Raw genomic sequence first — 18,068 nt, 5'->3', positions numbered from 1 at the left:
ATTTATGGCATTTCAACCCTTGAAGCTATTATGTTTAAGCGGTTTGGGCTTATCTTTATTTTTAGGTAATTCCGCCGCCTTTGCTCAAGTTAATGATGGTGGTGGTATTGTCGTACCTACCACTTCCGATCCTTATCCATCAGGTTCATCAAATCCTGTAGACACTTCCTCTAGCGGTACTGTAGCGACTGGTACCAGATTTAGCTGTCAAAACAGCAATGGTCAATATATAGTAATGTATCAACCAGAAAGCCAACCAGGAAGATTCTTTCCTTGGGCGGCTCCTGCACAATTGGGTGGTGGTTGGGATCCTTACAAACGTTGTGTTACCATTGCTCAACGCTTAGAAGAATATCGTCCCGATGGTTTACAAGAACTCCAAACAGGTTTCTTGAATAACGAAAATATTGTTTGTGTCACTACCGAAGCTAACTCTAGTTGTCGAATTGTGTTGACAGTACCAAGAGACAAAGACCCTTATACTGTCCGTAATAGCATTTTCCAAAATTTAATTTCTGCGGATGATGGTCAACAAACTACTGCTGTGAATACTTTCCGCAACAATAGAGGCGGCGCAGATGAAATTTACAATATCGGACGTACAATTTTAGGTGGAAATAATCGCAGAGTTAGCTCATCGAGAAGTGGCATTAATCTTAAACCTTTCCTCGATCGCAAAGATGGTGGAACCGGAACACAATTACGCAATGGTGTGGCAATTCGCCGTCAAACTCCGACTCAATCTCAAAATCGGACTCGCTTAAATCCTGGAAATTTCCGGTAATATTGTGTGCAGTGAATGTCAAATCTTGACTGATAAAAACTCTCATTCAAGCTCTATATTATTTGGGCTAGAGTGAGAGTTTTTTGTTATTAGGATACTTACGAATTTTATTAACGAACCACAGAGACGCAGAGAACGCAGAGAGAGAAGAGAAATTTCTTCATCTGCGTTTATCCGGGTTAATCGGCGGTTAATTATTCTTGCTTGTATCTCACTAAAATGAGAAACGCTGTATATGTTTCTTCAGATAGATTTGATATCAGTTAAAGTTATTAATCACAAATACACACAGCTAAATCTTGACTTCAACAAACTAGAAAACACTATAAAATTTATGCAAATTAATTATTCTCGCGTTATACACTTAAGCCATATTATTGAGAGAAATATTCCTTTATGGCCGGGCGACCCAGCGATAGAATTTAACACTGTTGCTGATATTCAAAATGATGGTTACTATCTGCGGCGTTTTGCGTTAGGTGAACATAGTGCTACCCATATCAACGCCCCGAATAGTTTTGATTCTGCTGGTGTGGGAATTGATGAATATGCGGCGGAATCACTGGTTTTATCGGCGGTAGTGATAGATGTCTGCGAAGTTGCCGGGAATAATCCTGATTATGCTTTGAGTATTGCTGATATTCTGGCTTGGGAGGCAAAATATGGTGTAATTGCCAGGGGTAGTTTAGTCATACTGTATACTGGCTGGCAGCATAAGTGGACTGATAGCAATGCCTTTTTTAATCAGGATGCGGAAGGAATTATGCACTTTCCAGGCTTTAGAGGTGATGCTACACAGTTTTTGTTGGATGAACGGCAAATTGCAGGTGTAGGAATTGATACCCACGGTGTTGATCCTGGAAAAGATAACAGTTTTACGACTAACCGTTTAGTGTTGGCACAGCAGGGTATTGTGTTGGAGAATTTGACGAATTTAGATCAAATACCCCCTCAAGGTACTACATTAGCGATCGCAATTCTCAGATTGCGTGGTGGTTCTGGTTCTCCTGTGGGTGTGTTGGCTTTTGTGCCTTAACTTTTGTGTATAACTTTTTCGCCTTCTGCCCATTCTTTAAACTTGGCGTTAACGTAGAAAGCGAATCAAATCTATAGCAATTATCTCAAAGAAATTTTTAAATACTAATTATGTCTTTGCTAACTTGTCGCAATTATATTAATGGTCAGTGGGTGGATGCTACCACAGGAAATATTCTGGAAAGTTATAACCCAGCTTTGGTAAGCGAAGTTGTCGCCACCTTTCCCCGTTCTCACTCTGAAGATGTAGATAAAGCCGTCGCCGCCGCCCGTGAAGCTTACCGCATTTGGCGAAAAGTTCCCGCCCCAGCGAGAGCCGAATATATTTTTCGTGTGGGAGAATTATTACTCCAGCATAAAGAAGAACTTGCCCAATTAATTAGTCGGGAAATGGGTAAACCCCTCACCGAAGCTAGGGGTGATGTGCAGGAAGGTATTGACTGTGCTTTTTATAGTGCTGGGGAAGGACGGCGGCTGTTTGGGTTAACAACACCTTCAGAAATGCCGAATAAATTTGCGATGACAGTGCGAATGCCCATTGGTGTTTGTGCTTTAATTACACCCTGGAATTTCCCTGTGGCTATTCCTTGCTGGAAAGCTATGCCGGCTTTGGTATGCGGAAATACTGTCATCCTCAAACCTGCTGAAGATACTCCCGCTTGTGCAACCAAACTAGTAGAAATTTTCGCCGCCGCCGGTTTACCTGCTGGTGTAATTAACTTAGTACATGGTGTTGGTGAAGAAGTTGGTAAAGCTTTAGTCGAACATCCCAATGTTGATTTAGTTTCGTTTACTGGTTCTTCGGAAACAGGGGCTTTTGTGGGTGCAACTTGCGGACGCACTCACAAGCGTGTCTGTCTGGAGATGGGCGGCAAAAATGCCCAAGTAGTAATGGAAGATGCAGACTTAGGACTGGCTTTAGATGGCGCTGTGTGGGGGGCTTTTGGCACAACTGGGCAACGTTGTACGGCTACGAGTCGGCTAATATTGCACCGTGACATTAAAGAAGAGTTTACGGCTATGTTGTATGAGCGTACTAGTAAGTTACGCTTGGGTGCTGGTTATGACCAAGATACAGAAATTGGGCCGATAATTAATCAAAGACAATTGCAACGGGTGAATGAATATATGAACATCGCCCGTGAAGAAGGGGCAAAAATTTTAATTGGTGGCGAAATTGCAAGGGTTGGACAATTAAAAGCGGGGAATTTCTTTTTGCCCACTATTTTAGATAATGTTACGCCAGATATGCGCGTTGCCCGTGAAGAGATATTTGGCCCTGTAGTGGCATTAATTGAGGTTAATTCCTTTGAAGAAGCGATCGCTATTCTCAATGATACTAATTACGGTCTGTCTTCTTCCATTTATACCCGTGATATTAACCGAGCGTTTACGGCAATGCGCGACATTGAAGCAGGTATTACCTATATTAATGGCCCGACTATTGGCGCAGAAGTACATTTACCTTTTGGTGGTGTGAAGCAAACAGGTAACGGACACCGCGAAGCCGGAACCACTGCTTTAGATGTGTTTACAGAATGGAAGAGTGTGTATGTTGACTTTTCTGGTAATTTACAACGCGCCCAAATAGATAATCGAAGCTAGTTTCTGATGTTTTGTGGTTGAGTAGAACAGAGAGGAAAAGAGGCTAGAGGCTGGAGACTAGAGGCTAGTGTTGTGTACATCATAGATGAAACCTGCTTTAACTCAGATTTTTATCCTGATGATCTGCGTAGCCTGCGGTAAGCTGCTAACGCGTCTACATCCGCGTCCATCTGTGGTTAATTTGCATTAGGTATTGTGGGAACGATGATGGGTTTTGATTTATCTTTGTGTAGTTGATTCTCGGCTTGGTTGCGTGCAGCGATCGCCTCTTGATAATCTGGTTTATATTTAATAGCTTGATTATAGGATGCGATCGCTTCTGGATAGCGGTTTAAATTGAGTAAGGCATTGCCTCGGCTGTACCAACTTTCGTAATGTTTGGGGTTGTAGCGTAATGCTCGATTATAAGCTGCGATCGCTTCTTGATATTGCTGCAAATTGTATTGAGAATTGCCCAAACTGTACCACAATTGCTCATCGTTGCGTTTAATACTGGCGGCTTTATTATAAGCTGCGATTGCTTCGGTGTAGCGTTGTAGTTGATGTTTTGACCAACCAAGATTGTACCATGCTTGGTAATTATCTGGGTCATTTTTGACGACTTGATTAAATGATTCTACTGCTTCTGCATAGCGGCGTAAGGTAATCAGAACGTTACCTCTTGATAACCAAGCTGGATAATAACTTGGCTGATATTGTACTGCTTTATCGTAAGCTGTAAAAGCATCTTCGTAGCGGTTTAAATTTACCAAAGCATTGCCGCGATTATACCATGCTTGATAATAATCAGATTTAATTTCTAAGGCTTGATCGTAAGCTGCGATCGCTTCATCGTAATTTTTTAAATTTTGCCATGCCAAGCCTTTACTATACCAAGCTTCGACATAATCAGATTTTAAATCTATGGCTTTATCGTAAGCTTTAATCGCGTTATCATATTGCTTTAGCTCGCTAAACACTTCACCCTTCGCATTCCAAACTTCTGGGTAATCATCATGGAGTTGTAAAGCTTTGTCAAAAGCTGCGATCGCTTCTGGAAATCGTTGTAATTTTTGTAAAGTAAAACCTCTGCCACTCCAAGCATCTAGATAATCTGGTTGAATTTGAATTGCCTTTTCATAAGCAACTAAAGCTGCATCATATTGTTTTAATTTAAATAATGTTTTACCCTGTCCATTCCAGCCTTGAGCATAATCTGGTCTAATTTCTACTGCTTGCTTATAGGCAGATAAAGCATCTTGATAACGTTGCAATTCAAATAGTGTATTTCCTTGCTTAGATAACTCTACAGCATTGTTAGCATTAATTCTATTAACCACAAATAAAGCTGCTATACCAGTGATTGTTAAAAGAAAAATTGCCCACAATAACTTGATAAATAAAGTTTTACTATGCTTTTTCAGGTTGATATTTTTTTGTAAAATACCTGGAGGTATATTGATGGTTTGCTTTTCCGGCTGAATGAGATTTTTTAAAGCTGCTAATGCTATTGTTGCTGAAGCATAACGTTGCCGAAAATCGTAACAAACCATTTTATTTAAAAATCGCGCCAAATCTGGTGAAACCTGCACTTTATTTTCCCAGATAATTTCATTTGTTTCAGCATCTTTTTCTAACTCTTCAGCAGGTATTCCCGTTAAAGCTTGAATAGCAATTACACCCACCGCATAGATATCACTACTAAATTTTGGTGTACCTTGGGCTTGTTCGCTAGGGAGATAACCAGGAGTACCAATAGCCACAGTCGCTTTTGTTTGTCCTTCCGGCGTTACTACCTGGGTTGTAATTTGTTTGACCGCCCCGAAATCAATTAAAATTAAGCTGCTATCAGAGTCGCGGCGGAGTAAATTCCGGGGATTAATATCACGATGAATAACATTTTGTTGATGAACAAATTCTAAGATTTCGAGTATTTCTTGTAAGAGTAAAATAACTTGGTCTTGGCTAAAAGTTTTTCCGGAAACTAACTCTTTACTTAAATCATGTCCAGGGATGAATTCTTGGACAAGATAAAATTCGGCATTTTCTTCAAAATAAGCTAACAGTTGGGGAATGCGATCGTGTGTGCCTAATTTATAAAGAACTTGTGCTTCGGTGTCAAATAACCGCCTAGCTATCTCTAAGGTGGCTGCATTGCTAACTTGGGGTTTGAGTTGCTTAACAACACACTGCGGCGAACCTGGAAGTTGAGTATCACAAGCTACAAAGGTTTCACCAAATCCCCCACCTCCCAAATAGCTAATAATTTGGTATCTTCCAACAAGTGTGTTTCCCAACATTTTGTTTGCCTAGCTAAATGCAATACAGTCTGATTCCAATATTGCCACAGGGAAAAGTACGAAGTGTGAAGTATGAAGTATAAAGTGTGAAATTTTGTCTTTTTACTAATGACCAATTTCTAGGATTTCTGTTAGAGATATTGCCTGCATTGTGGGGATGAATATTGCTATCTTAAGTTTGAAAGCAGCATGAGGAAGTATATAATTAGCCTGCGGAGGCAGGATTTATTTGTATTGCCCCAGACTTCCAGTCTAAGGGGTTTACATGCTGTATTTTGTGCAGAATTTGGGTGTAATTTGAATCCAAATAATAGCAAAAATTACCATATATCTTACGGCTGAATAGTTTATGTACCCAGTGAGAGATTGCATTTTTGCCCAAAAAAATCCATACTCATTCCAACGATAGGGTCTCTGCCGTTTCAACTGAGATTGTTTATTGCAAATGGTTTTCAAGATGTCAGACCATGATCAAGATGAATTAGTAGCTTTACGGCAGCGTGTTGCAGAGTTAGAAGACTTAGAAATTCAATATCAGTGTCAGCAAGTTGCATTAGAGGCACAATTAACTGAATTACATACAAAACTGACAGCAACAAGTCTCAATTCTCATAATCAGGCAGATATAGCATTAACGCTGCAAAAACTCCAACAAGAAAAAGCAGAACGACAACAAATTGAAATCGCCTTGCAAGAAAGCGAACAACTCTTGAAGCTGGCTATTGATGCTGCTTGGATGGGTTTTTGGGATTGGAATATTTTGGCTGATAAATTAATTTGGTCAGGAAGTCATGAACTGCTGTTTGGTTTAACTCCAGGTAGCTTTGAAAATACTTACGCGGCTTTTTTAGCTTGTGTGCATCCTGAAGATAGAGAATCTGTCACAACAAATATTACGACTGCCTTAACCAATAAAATTGACTATAAAGACGAATTTCGGATTATTTGGCCTGACCAAAGTTTGCATTGGATTTCTTCTCAGGGAAAATTTTACTATAACGACCAAGGACAGGCGACACGGATGTTTGGCGTGTGTTTGGATATTACTGGGCGGAAGCAAACAGAAGAAAACACGCGTCAATTAACTAGCCAAATCCAAGAACAAGCCAATTTGTTGAATGCGATTCTCGCTACCTCTGTAGATCATATTTACATATTCGATCGCGCTGGTTGCCATCAATATATTAGTCACGGTGGCGCGGCTATCTTAGGTTTCCAACCGCAGGAAGTTCTGGGTAAAACATTGCGAGAATTGAATTTACCCCATGATTTTGTTGAACAAGTGGAAATTCAGCAACAAGCGGTGATGGCTTCTGGGGAACCCATCAAAGATGAATGTCAATTACTGACAATCGAAGGATTACGTGACTACGAATATATTCTCACGCCTTTACGCAATCATACCCAAAGCATTGAAGGTGTAATTGTGGTTTCCCGTGATATCACCGCCCATAAAAAAGTAGAACAGTCATTACGAGAAAGTGAAGCTCGATTTCGCCGCTTGTTTGAGTCTAACTTGGTCGGGGTGGCTTTTTGGAATATGGAAGGTTTCATTACTGATGCTAACGATGCTTATTTACAGTTAGTTGGTTATACCCGTGATGAGTTTGCGGTTGTCGGGAAAATTGATTGGAGAGAACTTACACCACCAGAATATCTAGATTTAGACGATCGCGCCCTTGCAGATGTCCAGATTAGTGGAGTTTCGCAGATTTATGAAAAAGAATATGTCCAACGCAACGGTAAACGGGTAGCTGTGGTTTTAGGGATAGCGTTGTTAGCTGACTGTCAAGATCGGGGTGTCGCTTTTGTTTTAGATATTAGCGATCGCAAACGCGCCGAACAAGAACGCGATCGACTTTTGCAAACCGAACGCATCGCCCGTCAAGAAGCAGAAGTGGCTAACCGTATCAAAGATGAATTTCTCGCCGTTCTCTCTCATGAATTGCGAACGCCACTCAACCCGATTTTAGGCTGGGCGAAATTGCTGCGAAATCGCAAGTTTGATGAAAAAACTACAAAACAAGCCTTAGAAACAATTGAACGCAACGCCAAATTACAAACCCAACTAATCGAAGATTTATTAGATGTCTCGCGCATCCTCCAAGGAAAATTAAGCTTAAATGTCTGTCCCGTCAGTTTGGTAATGGTTGTGCAAGCCGCTTTAGAAACAGTACGCTTGGCAGCAGAAGCAAAATCGATTCAAATTCATACCATATTTGACCCCAATATCGGGCAAGTTATGGGTGATGCTAATCGCTTACAACAAGTGATGTGGAATTTACTTTCCAACGCTGTGAAATTTACCCCAAATGCTGGACAGGTAGAAATTCAAGTCAAAGAAATTAATGGTCAAGCACAAATACAAGTCAGTGATACAGGTAAAGGTATTTCAGCAGAATTTTTACCATTCGTGTTTGATTACTTTCGTCAAGCAGATGGTACAACAACCCGCAAATTTGGCGGTTTGGGTTTAGGACTAGCAATTGTCCGTCAAGTGGTAGAAATGCACGGCGGTACAGTCAAAGCAGACAGTCCCGGTGAAGGGTTGGGTGCTACCTTTACAGTGAGGATACCTTTGATTGTGATTAACGAACCAGTCAGACGACAAGAAAATGAATCTTTCACAAGTGAATCTGAGTTTGGTAATCTTTCTGGTATCAAAGTTTTAATGGTGGATGACGAACCAGATATCCGCGATTTAATCACATTTATTTTGCATGATTATGGTGTGGCTGTTACCGCCGTCACATCCGCCACCGCCGCCCTCGCTGAACTTTCGCAGTCATTACCAGATATCTTAATTAGTGATATTGGAATGCCCGAAGTAGATGGTTATATGCTAATTCGCCAAGTACGCCAACTTACACCCCAACAAGGTGGTAATGTCCCGGCGATCGCCCTCACAGCCTACGCTGGCGAAATCAACCAACAACAAGCACTCACAGCCGGCTTTCAATTACACGTACCCAAACCAGTAGATCCCGACGCATTGGTAAAAGCGATCGCTAGTTTAGTAAAGTGCTGAGTGCTGAGTTGGATTAGACAAGGTAGACAAGGTTGATGGGGTAGACAAGGTAGAGAAGCTGCTGAGTGCTGAGTTGGGTTAGACAAGGTAGAAATATTGCTTCCTTGTCTCCCTTGTCCCCCTTGTCTCCCTTCTCTCCCCTAACCTCTAGCCCCTTCAAAAAAATACTTGCTTTTTCCGTCAGTACCATATATATTGCTACCCATCTTTTGCCGCTAAATTTTTTGTCACCTCTACGTAACCATGCGGTTTCAATATCTTTATCATGTCTAGTCAAAGCATAATTCAAAGTATATATACTGATGGCGCTTGTACTGGGAATCCCGGCCCTGGTGGTTGGGGTGTTGTAGTTTATTTCCAGGATGGAGGAGTTCACGAAATGGGTGATGCAGCCTCCCATACAACAAATAATAAAATGGAAATGCAAGCTGCGATCGCTGCCTTAAAATATTTCCATGCCTCAAAGCAAGCGCAACCCATCACCCTTTATACCGATAGTGAATATCTCATCAACTGTGTTACCAAATGGGTGAAAAACTGGAAGAAAAAAGGCTGGAAAAAAGCTGATGGTAATCCTGTACAAAATCAAGACCTGTTGGAAATTTTAGATGAATTAAATACCCGTCAAGTTACTTGGCAGCATGTTCGTGGTCATGCTGGTAACGTCGGTAACGAACGCTGTGATGCGATCGCCCGGAGTTTTGCTGCTGGTAAAGTCCCTACACTAAAAGAATTATCTTCTACCAATGCTCACAAAACTTTACATAGTTCTAATGAACTAAATGTAGCGGAAGTTTCTCAATATAAGGCAAACTCGACAATAATTAACAAAGAAAAGTCGGAACCCATTACATCTGCATCAGACATAACAGCTATGGAACCATCCACCGCACAGAATGCGGCCGCAATTGACACAACAACGCCTGGAATCAGGGTTGAACAACTCCGCAACTTAGTTGAAACTCTCCGCATCGCTGATGAAATTGCTGAAAAAGGCTATCTAATTACTAGTTCTGAATTAGCAGACTTAATGGATGTCCACGCCAGCGCCGTCACTAGCCGCGGGGATCAGTGGCGCTGGCGGAATTGGATTGTGTCACGAGTCCGCCGCGAAGGTAATCAAATTCTTTGGGAACTGGAACGCGGCGATCGCGTGGGAGGTGAGGAGGATTAGGGGTAGATGGGGGCAGGGGTGCAAGGGGGCAGGGGGCGAGGGGGACAAGGGGGACAAGGGAGACAAGGGGGGCAAGGGGGACAAGGAAGCAATATTTCTACCATGTCTAATCAAACTCAGCACTCAGCACTCCCCTCTACCTTGTCTACCCCCTCTACCTTGTCTACCTTGTCTAATCAAACTCCCCACTCCCCTCACGCACCATACTTCCGTCCCCGCCATTCTTTAGGAGTGCGGGATGCAGAGAGAAAGATGCGTAAGACGGCGATGGGATCAGCTAAAGGAGACAGCCAGAATAACCAGCCACCTTTAGCGGTTTTGCGATCATAAGATGGTGCGATCGCTAATAACATTCCAAAACGGATCAGCAGCAAAAATCCATTCAACCCCAGTAATAAAATCTGCGGTAGCGAGACAGGGGTAGGTAGAACAATCAAGTAAGTTAGTAAAATTAGCAAAGGTAAACCCTGGACTGCGGAAAGTAACCATAAATCTCCCCAAATTTGCCCAGAAGTGGATGCGTCTTTCAAATCAAGGCTGCGCCCCCATTCCTTCCACGTTTCCAGCGCCCCTTCATACATTCGCACCTTCAGCACCTTTGCACCATCTAAAAAGCCCACTTTATATCCTTGTGCCGCAATATACCGTGCTAAAGTCACATCATCACAAAACGAACTACTAGCACTGCTATAGCCACCCACAATCGCCAACACAGAACGACGACATAAAAAGCATTGACCATTAGCCATTACTCTTTCTGGTTGTTCAGTTCTAATTCCTGCCGGGTCGAAACGATACAGCAATGTCATCAATAAAGCAGGTTGTAATAAACACTCACCAGGATACTGAAGAATAAACTGGGGTGATAACGACACTAAATCATAGCCTTGGGCGAGGGCGGTTTTGACTAACCCAGCCACCAAACCCGGATGTGGTTGAGTATCCGCATCCATCCCCAAAAACCACTCACTATCCTCAGAACTATGCAAAAAGCCATTGTGTAAAGCCCAAGGACGACCCACCCAATTAGTCGGTAGGGGATCATCTGTCATCACACGAAAGCGGGGATCTCTCTGCTGTGCAGCTTTGACTAAATCAGGAGTCCCATCTTGAGAGTTACTGTCTACAACAATAATCTCTCGCACTTCATAACTTTGCTGACTCAATCCCAATAATAAAGGAGAAATCCGACTAGCTTCGTTTAATGTAGGAACAACAACGCTGACATTACCAAAAATATCTGGTGTAGGCTGTTGGGGTTGAATTGGCGGTAATCTTCCTGGCCCCTTCAAGAGACGCGACAGCAAAATTGCTGTTGCTGGTAGTTGAATAAGTAGCAATATAAGCGGTATAACGCTTTCTACTGTCAAAGCGTTGTCCATAAATCTGTATTAGCTCTACTCAGGCTCATCTGTAACTTAAAACAAGGTAAAGTATAAATTTTATCAATTCACAAAGTGAGAGAATTGTAAAATTTAGTTAAAATAATACACTTTTTTTCTTGCCCTTAACCTTCCGTTTACCTATACATCTCTCTTTTAGGATTATCGTAGAGGCGCTAACCTGGAAAGTTACTGAAAATTAACACCGATGCGCTCACGACTAAATGTAATTAAAAATAACCGATTAGCCTCTTCAACAGCAGTGTTATTACTGACATTAAGTCTAGCTGCTTGTGGCGGACAGCAAGGTTCTGACAGTTCTGCTACCAAGGATGCACCTACTGGCACAGATCAAGATGCTACAGCCTCCAGTCCTGCTAAATTGGATCTTGGCGGTAATGTAGAATTAATCGGTGCAGGCGCTTCTTTTCCTGCGCCATTATATACAAGTTGGTTCACTGAGTTAAACAAAAAATACCCCAGTTTACAAGTTAATTATCAGTCTGTAGGTAGTGGTGCTGGGGTTGAGCAGTTCATCAAAGGTACTGTTGATTTCGGTGCCAGCGATGTAGCAATGAAAGATGACGAAATTCAGAAAGTGCCTCAAGATAAAGGCGCAATTTTGTTACCAATGACAGCCGGTAGCATTGTTCTAGCTTACAACCTACCCGATGTTGCTGAACTTAAATTGCCACGAGCAGTTTACACCGATATCTTATTAGGCAAAATCAAAAATTGGAACGACCCCAAAATCAAAGCAGCCAACCCAGACGCTAAATTACCAGACCAGGCAATTACAGTTGTACATCGCTCTGATGGTAGCGGTACTACTGGTGTATTTACCAAACACCTCAGCGCCATTAGTCCTGAATGGAAAACTAAAATTGGTGATGGCAAAACCGTTAACTGGCCAGTCGGTGTTGGTGGTAAAGGTAATGAAGGTGTAACTGCCCAAATTCAACAAACTCAAGGTTCTATTGGTTACGTTGAGTATGGTTACGCGAAACAAAATCAACTCAAATATGCTGCTTTAGAAAACAAAGGTGGCAAATTTGTTGTACCTACAGACGAGTCAGCAGCAAAAACATTAGAAGCAGTAACTTTACCTGAAAACTTTCGTGCCTTTATCACCGACCCAGAAGGCGCAGACTCTTATCCTATCGTTACCTACTCGTGGATTTTGGCTTACAAGAAATATGCTGATCCTGCTAAAGCGAAAGCAGTCGAAGCTATGATTGAGTATGGTTTAACTGAAGGTCAGAAATTGGCTCCAGAATTAGGTTATGTGCCTCTACCACAACCAGTTGTGCAGAAAGTAGCAGCTGCGGCTGACCAAATTAGCCCAGACTACAAAATTGCAGTTACTGGTAGCAGTAATAGTGCTAGTAAATAGCAAAAAAAAATTCTAATACTATTGAGGCATCTATAGTCCAAAATTGCTGGTACTACTAGTAGAATAAAAAGTTTTTTCTATTAAGAATGACTTGTTGATGTCTCAAGTCCTCAAGACCCGATAGCGGTCATTTTAGTTAGCTGGTTTGCTCTCACATTTTTCTCTGATTTCATCTATAAAGTCAGTATTCATGGCTACAAATTCTCAAAATTTGTCATCAGCAATTAAAGAGCGTTCTGAACTCGGTAGGTCTTTAGACCGGAGTTTTATTTGGCTGACTAGGGTTTTTGCCCTAGCAGTTGCAGCAACTTTATTATGGATTGCTATACAGGTTGCCATTGGTGCTTGGCCTGCCATTCAAAAGTTTGGTGTTGGCTTTTTAGCACAAAGTACTTGGAACCCTGTGAATGATGAGTATGGGGTATTACCTCAAGTTTATGGAACTTTAGTCAGTTCTTTGATTGGGTTACTAATTGCAGTCCCAATTGGCGTTGGAACTGCGGTTTTATTAAGTGAAAATTTTCTGCCCTCGCAGGCTAGAGTTGTGCTGGTGTTCTTGGTAGAGCTGTTGGCAGCAATTCCCAGCGTTGTTTATGGAGTATGGGGAATTTTTGTATTAATTCCGATTTTAAACAATGTCGGTAAATGGTTGAATGCTTACTTTGGTTGGCTACCACTGTTTAGTACTTCTCCTACAGGGCCAGGGATGTTACCTGCGGGGATAATTTTGGCTATTATGACTTTGCCAATTATCACAGCTATTTCTAGAGATGCTTTGATTTCTGTTCCATCTACTTTACGTCAAGCATCTATAGGCTTGGGTGCAACAAGGTGGGAAACGATTTTTCAAGTTTTGATCCCTGCGGCTTTTTCGGGAATTGTGAGTGCTGTGATGTTAGCACTCGGTCGGGCAATGGGAGAGACAATGGCGGTGACGATGTTGATTGGTAACTCCAACAAAATTAGTGCATCGCTATTCGCACCAGCCAATACAATTTCTTCTTTGTTAGCCAATCAATTTGCAGAAGCTAGTGGTTTGCAAGTTGCAGCTTTAATGTATGCTGCTTTAGTTTTATTTGTCTTAACTTTGATTGTCAATATTTTGGCAGAGTTGATCGTTATTCGAGTCAAGCGAGTGTAGATTAGTTTTGGGTTAATTTTATGACTTCTCATTATCAAGAAAGAAGTTTAACTCGTAGTGCTATGTCTCCTCGGACGCTGTTTAATACAGTGATGACTGGGGTGGCAATTCTCTGCGGAGTTTTGGCACTAGTGCCTTTAGTAGCAGTACTGTCTTACGTTTTAATTCGAGGATTTAGTAGTCTCAACCTCAGCATATTTACAGAATTGCCACCCCCGCCCCTTCGTCCAGGCGGTGGTTTTGGGAATGCGATTGTGGGAACTTTGCTGATGGTGGGAATTGCAGCTGTAATCAGCATTCCTTTTGGTGTGATTGCCGCTATCTATCTAACTGAGTTTAGTTCTGGTAAAATAGCTAGGTGGGTACGTTTTGCTACGAACGTCTTGAGTGGAGTACCTTCGATTATTGCCGGGGTATTCGCTTATGGAATTGTAGTTTTAACGTTAGTAAGGCTGAATTTAGGCTCATATTCAGCAATTGGCGGAGGATTTGCTTTGGCAATTTTGATGTTGCCAATTATTGTGAAAACAACTGATGAAGCTTTACAGTTAGTATCGCAGGATTTACGACAAGCATCTGTAGGTTTAGGTGCGACTAACTTTCAAACTGTTACACAGGTCGTACTGCCTGCTGCATTACCAGCTATTGTAACTGGATCAACGTTAGCGATCGCCAGGGCTGCTGGTGAAACTGCTCCTTTGATATTTACTGCTTTATTTTCTACCTTCTGGCCAAATAGCTTATTTAAACCCACGGCTTCTTTAGCTGTTTTGGTTTTTAACTTTGCCATTTCTCCGTTTAAAAATTGGCAGTCATTAGCTTGGGCAGCATCTTTAATATTGGTGCTAATGGTTTTAATTACCAGTATTATTGCTCGCTGGGCAACTCGCCAAAAAGTGTAGTCTAAAAATGCTGAAGTCGGAAATAAATCATCCTGTTGATAATGGGTGCTTTATTTATACCAAAAAGCTCAGTTACTTAATCGAATAGCAAAGTTGCATTGCCATCCTAAAAACTTACATTAGACCTTTTATGGCTACTAACATTAGCACAGCAAATAGCACAGATACCGTATTACGCACAGAGAATCTGAACGTTTATTATGGTAAATACTTAGCATTACAGAACATTTGGCTAGATATCACCAAAAATAAGGTGACAGCCTTTATTGGCCCTTCTGGCTGTGGTAAAAGTACATTGCTAAGATGCTATAACCGTCTCAACGACTTAATTGATTCATTTAGAGCCGAAGGAAAGGTTTTTTATTACGGTAAGAACTTATACGCATCTGATATTGACCCGGTAGAGGTACGTCGTCGTATCGGGATGGTGTTTCAAAGACCCAACCCATTCCCCAAATCAATTTATGACAATATTGCTTTTGGTGCCAAAATTAATGGTTATAAAGGCAATATGGATGAGTTAGTCGAACGGAGTTTGCGTCAAGCAGCTTTGTGGGATGAAGTTAAAGATAAACTCCGTCAAAGTGGCTTATCATTGTCTGGTGGACAACAACAAAGATTGTGTATTGCCAGAGCGATCGCAGTTCAACCAGAAATCATTTTAATGGATGAACCATGTTCCGCCCTTGATCCGATCTCTACATTGCGGGTTGAAGAGCTAATTCATGAACTGAAAGAGCAATATACAATTGTGATTGTGACCCACAATATGCAGCAAGCGGCGCGGGTTTCTGATAAAACAGCCTTTTTCAATGTGCGCCCTACAGAATCAGGCGGTCGTATCGGTTATCTTGTAGAATATGACGCGACAGAAGTAATTTTCAATAATCCGAAGCAAGAAGATACCCGCGATTACGTTAGCGGTAGATTTGGTTAATTATTGTCACTTAATTTAATATTTTCCAAATCTAGAATTAGGTATGCAGTGCATATCTAATTTTATTTTTTGTATTGCAAATGATATTATTTCATTTTAAGGATGAGACGAGTTATCATGTCTGGTTAATCTGTTATGATTCCAGAACTCTCTGTGCAGAAACGTTAAAACCATCTTCCATGCCCCTCTGCACCCTTAATGATAAGTATTTTTCCGGACAGGATATCACCCGCTTGCCAAAATAAATGATTATAGTTATGCTAAATATTACGTACGCGAAGTATTTTATATAATGGTTGCTCAATCTAATAACTCTACCACTTTTGAGTCTTGGCAGCAAGTTTTAGCGCCTTACAATTTGGGTTATCGAATCAAACTACTTTCACAACTGCTAACTCGCAAGTTTACTGACAAACTAGAACCCTTTGGGCTAACCCCATTTCATTGGCTAGTGTTGTGCTGTTTATGGCAAGAAGATGGTTTACCCACATCTAGTATTGGCGAGAAGTTGCAACAGGTGGGTGGAACTTTAACAGGCGTACTAGACCGGATGGAAGAACGGGGCTTAGTTCGTCGAGAAAGAGATGTACATGATCGCCGGATTTGGCGCATCTGGTTGACGGATGCAGGTAAGGAACTAGAAGAAGTTTTACCACCACTAGCCGCAGAATTACGTGAAGATGCTATGCGTGGGATTTCCCCAGATGACCGTGAATTCTTTTCTCAACTGCTAAATAGAGCAATTGCTAACCTATCTTAAGGCTGGATGACAATCGCCCATTCGGGTGAGGCTATGTATAAATTTATTTGTCATAATATTTAGCATACTAAATAAAAGCTGAGAGATAGTTTGTAGCTAAATAGTACGCATTCTAAATAAGAACTATTGATATATTAAGCAAGGAAGAGGGGAAGTATGACGACAACTAGTTTAAATGGACGCAAGAAAGAGAAAACTGCTGTTGTCGAAACAGAAATGATTACTGATGCCGAGACTTTAGAAACAGCGATCGCCACACCAGAAGCACCAGAAACGGATGTCCACCCGCAGCCAGAGACCGAGAAAAAAGATAAACCCCGTAGTAAAAAGCGATTGCCTTTAATTTTGGCAGGGTTGGGTGTAGGTGCGATCGCCGCAGGTACATTTGGTTATAACTACTGGCAGTACGCTTCCTCGCACGAAGAAACAGACAACGCTACTGTAAGTGGGCATGTTCACCAAGTTAGTAGCAAAATTCCCGGAACCGTGTCCCAAGTTTTAGTGAACGATAACCAAGAAGTGCAACCGGGACAGTTATTAGTTAAACTTGATCCCCGCGATTACGAAAGTAAATTGCAGCAAGCCGCCGCCGCCTTAGAAAATGCCCGCAGTCAAGCCCAAGCTGCTGCTGCCAATATTGCCTTAAGTTCTGAAACTACTACAGGTAAGACAACTCAGGCACAAGGTGATGTTAGTAATGCTGTAGCTGCTATTTCCACCGCCCAAGCTGCGGTCAGAGAAGCCCAAGCTGGGATTCCCGCCGCCCAAGCCGATGTGGAATTAGCCCAAGCGGGAATTCCCGCCGCCCAAGCCCAGGTAGCCCAAGCCAACGCTAATCTGCAAAAAGCGGAAACAGATTACAACCGTTACAACAGCTTATATAAAGAAGGTGCGATCGCTCGTCAACAGTTAGATGCAGCCAAAGCCGCCTATGATGTGGCTTTAGCGCAGAAAAATGCTGCTGTTCAAGGAGTTGAACAAGCCCAAGCCAGATTAGCCTCCGCCAAAGTTGGGGTAGCGCAAGCCCAATCTCGACTTGCACAAGCCCAAGAAGGTGTCGGTAGCGCCCAAGCTAAACTCGCAGCATCCAGAGGTGGATTGCAACAAGCTACGGCTGGGACTCAAGATACTAGCGTCAAACGTAGCCAATATGAAGCTGCCAAAGCTGCCATTGCTCAAGCCGAAGCATCATTAAAAGATGCTCAATTGCAGTTATCCTACACCAACATTACTGCTCCTAGTGCCGGACGAGTTGGTAAAAAAACCGTGGAAGTTGGCAACAGAATCCAAGCAGGAACACCATTATTGGCAATTGTCGATAATGAAAATTGGGTAGTAGCCAACTTTAAAGAAACTCAATTAGAAAGAATGCGCCCCGGACAACAAGTAGAAGTCAAACTCGATGCTTTTCCTCATCACACCTTTAGCGGCAAAGTTGACAGTATTTCACCTGCTTCTGGCGCTCAGTTTGCCTTGTTACCACCAGACAACGCTACAGGTAACTTTACCAAAGTAGTGCAGCGCATTCCTGTGAAGATAGTTTTAGACCAAAAGAGTATCCAAGGTTACGACTCACGGATTACACCAGGGATGTCTGCGGAAGTTAGTGTGGAAGTTAAATAAGTCAAAAGTCAATTGGCAAAGGGCT

13 protein-coding genes are annotated in these 18,068 nt (G+C 42.0%); 11 read left to right on the top strand and 2 right to left on the bottom strand.

Annotation, left to right across the window (positions count from 1 at the left end):
- The first annotated feature begins 4 nt into the window (after positions 1-4).
- The 3 genes from H6G75_RS22935 (at position 5) to H6G75_RS22925 (ending at position 3,424) form a co-directional block, all read left to right on the top strand.
- Positions 5-784, top strand: a complete 780-nt coding sequence (locus tag H6G75_RS22935; RefSeq protein ID WP_190588720.1) for a COP23 domain-containing protein — start codon at positions 5-7, stop codon at positions 782-784.
- A 334-nt stretch (positions 785-1,118) separates the two neighbouring features.
- The gene (locus H6G75_RS22930; protein WP_190982285.1) at positions 1,119-1,820 is read left to right on the top strand and encodes a cyclase family protein; all 702 of its coding nucleotides are present in this window, start codon (positions 1,119-1,121) and stop codon (positions 1,818-1,820) included.
- A gap of 110 nt (positions 1,821-1,930) precedes the next feature.
- Positions 1,931-3,424: an aldehyde dehydrogenase family protein gene (locus H6G75_RS22925; RefSeq protein WP_199337990.1), complete on the top strand. Its 1,494-nt coding sequence runs from the start codon at positions 1,931-1,933 to the stop codon at positions 3,422-3,424.
- A gap of 176 nt (positions 3,425-3,600) precedes the next feature.
- On the opposite strand, the gene H6G75_RS22920 is transcribed toward H6G75_RS22925, so the two are convergent.
- The gene (locus H6G75_RS22920; RefSeq protein WP_190982284.1) at positions 3,601-5,703 is read right to left on the bottom strand and encodes a serine/threonine-protein kinase; all 2,103 of its coding nucleotides are present in this window, start codon (positions 5,701-5,703) and stop codon (positions 3,601-3,603) included.
- A gap of 457 nt (positions 5,704-6,160) precedes the next feature.
- Between H6G75_RS22920 and H6G75_RS22915 the strand changes: the two genes are divergently transcribed.
- Both H6G75_RS22915 and rnhA read left to right on the top strand, forming a co-directional pair.
- Positions 6,161-8,731, top strand: coding sequence for a PAS domain S-box protein (locus H6G75_RS22915; RefSeq protein WP_190982283.1), 2,571 nt, complete (start codon positions 6,161-6,163; stop codon positions 8,729-8,731).
- Between the two features lie 265 nt (positions 8,732-8,996).
- A complete protein-coding gene (rnhA, locus tag H6G75_RS22910; protein ID WP_190982282.1) occupies positions 8,997-9,905 on the top strand; it encodes a ribonuclease HI in 909 nt (302 codons plus the stop codon).
- 194 nt (positions 9,906-10,099) lie between these two features.
- On the opposite strand, the gene cruG is transcribed toward rnhA, so the two are convergent.
- Positions 10,100-11,287 (bottom strand): 2'-O-glycosyltransferase CruG, encoded by a 1,188-nt coding sequence (gene cruG / locus H6G75_RS22905; protein WP_190982281.1) that lies wholly within the window; start codon positions 11,285-11,287, stop codon positions 10,100-10,102.
- Between the two features lie 208 nt (positions 11,288-11,495).
- Here cruG and pstS point away from each other — a divergent pair, with 208 nt between their 5' ends.
- The 6 genes from pstS (at position 11,496) to H6G75_RS22875 (ending at position 18,043) form a co-directional block, all read left to right on the top strand.
- On the top strand, positions 11,496-12,680 hold the full coding sequence (pstS, locus tag H6G75_RS22900; RefSeq protein WP_190982280.1) for a phosphate ABC transporter substrate-binding protein PstS: 1,185 nt from the start codon (positions 11,496-11,498) through the stop codon (positions 12,678-12,680).
- A 190-nt stretch (positions 12,681-12,870) separates the two neighbouring features.
- A complete protein-coding gene (gene pstC / locus H6G75_RS22895; RefSeq protein ID WP_190982279.1) occupies positions 12,871-13,821 on the top strand; it encodes a phosphate ABC transporter permease subunit PstC in 951 nt (316 codons plus the stop codon).
- A 20-nt stretch (positions 13,822-13,841) separates the two neighbouring features.
- On the top strand, positions 13,842-14,723 hold the full coding sequence (gene pstA / locus H6G75_RS22890) for a phosphate ABC transporter permease PstA (protein WP_190982278.1): 882 nt from the start codon (positions 13,842-13,844) through the stop codon (positions 14,721-14,723).
- A gap of 130 nt (positions 14,724-14,853) precedes the next feature.
- The gene (gene pstB, locus H6G75_RS22885; RefSeq protein ID WP_190982277.1) at positions 14,854-15,660 is read left to right on the top strand and encodes a phosphate ABC transporter ATP-binding protein PstB; all 807 of its coding nucleotides are present in this window, start codon (positions 14,854-14,856) and stop codon (positions 15,658-15,660) included.
- 292 nt (positions 15,661-15,952) lie between these two features.
- On the top strand, positions 15,953-16,420 hold the full coding sequence (locus tag H6G75_RS22880; RefSeq protein WP_190982276.1) for a MarR family winged helix-turn-helix transcriptional regulator: 468 nt from the start codon (positions 15,953-15,955) through the stop codon (positions 16,418-16,420).
- Positions 16,421-16,576: 156 nt separating this feature from the next.
- Positions 16,577-18,043, top strand: coding sequence for an HlyD family secretion protein (locus tag H6G75_RS22875; RefSeq protein WP_190982275.1), 1,467 nt, complete (start codon positions 16,577-16,579; stop codon positions 18,041-18,043).
- Positions 18,044-18,068 lie beyond the last annotated feature (25 nt).

Source organism: Nostoc sp. FACHB-280 (assembly GCF_014697615.1).
Classification (GTDB): domain Bacteria; phylum Cyanobacteriota; class Cyanobacteriia; order Cyanobacteriales; family Nostocaceae; genus Nostoc_B.
The sequence above is the reverse complement of the archived record's forward strand: the minus strand, read 5'-3'. Positions and strand labels throughout refer to the sequence as shown.